Annotated in this window: 1 protein-coding gene; it reads left to right on the top strand. The window is 62.6% G+C overall.

All coding sequences use genetic code 11. The annotated features are described in order from the left end of the window. Positions 1-83: 83 nt before the first annotated feature. Positions 84-1038: IS481 family transposase (locus tag E5X88_RS33480; protein WP_292168548.1), on the top strand; the 955-nt coding region annotated here is incomplete at its 3' end.

The raw sequence follows: 1038 nt of genomic DNA, 5'->3' as shown, positions 1-1038 counted from the left end.
TGTGAGCCTTCAGGAGGTTGTCCATTCGGCCCCGACCGAGAAAGCTGAGGTTGTCGAAGCTTCAGTGATTCTCGGAGGACCGAATGAACATCCACAAGAATGCCCGTCTGACGCCGCTGCGTCGAGAGGAGATGGCCCGCGACGTTGTTGAAGGCCGTCTTTCCAAAGCCGATGCGGCGCGGACATACGCGGTGACGGCGAAGGTGGTGGCGCGCTGGGTGGAGCGCTTCCGGATCGAGGGAAGCGTCGGCATGCTCGACCGTTCCTCGCGGCCCAAGACAAGCCCGAAGCGAACCGAAGCCGCGGTGGCGGATGCGATCGTGGCGCTGCGCCGGCAGCGCCTGACCGGCAAGCACATCGCCATGCAAACCGGCGTGTCCGAGGCGACGGTGAATCGGGTGCTGGCACGTGCTGGCCTGGCACGGCTGAAAGACCTGGAACCGGCCGAGCCGGTGCGCCGCTATGAGCGCGAGCATCCCGGCGAGCTCATCCATCTCGATATCAAGAAGCTCGGCCGGATCGGCTCTGTGGGACACCGCATCACCGGGCGATATCCTGGCGCGGTCAACCGCCATCTCGGCATCGGCTGGGAGTTCGTCCACGTCTGCATCGACGATGCCTCGCGCGTCGCTTTCGTCCAAGTCATGCCCGACCAGCGCAAGGAGAGCGCTGTCGCCTTCCTCGAAGCTGCCATCGCTTATTACGCCAGCCTCGGCATCAAGGTGCAGCGTGTGATGACCGACAACGGTTCATGCTACCGGTCAAAAGCTTTCCGGGCAGCCTGCAGGCGTCTGGGTCTGCGTCAGATCTTCACCAGGCCGTACACGCCCAAGACCAATGGAAAGGCCGAGCGCTTCATTCAGACGAGCCTGCGCGAATGGGCTTACGCCCGAGCCTACAACACTTCTCATGAACGCAACGCCGAACTGCCACGGTGGCTTCATCGCTACAATTGGCATAGGCCACATGGCAGCTTACAATCAAAACCACCCATCAGCCGCCTCGGCTTCGATCGGGACAACCTGCTGAGGCACCACA

The organism is Mesorhizobium sp., assembly GCF_004962245.1.
Taxonomy (GTDB): domain Bacteria; phylum Pseudomonadota; class Alphaproteobacteria; order Rhizobiales; family Rhizobiaceae; genus Mesorhizobium.
Note: the sequence above shows the minus strand (reverse complement) of the source record. Positions and strands in the feature narration are given on the sequence as shown.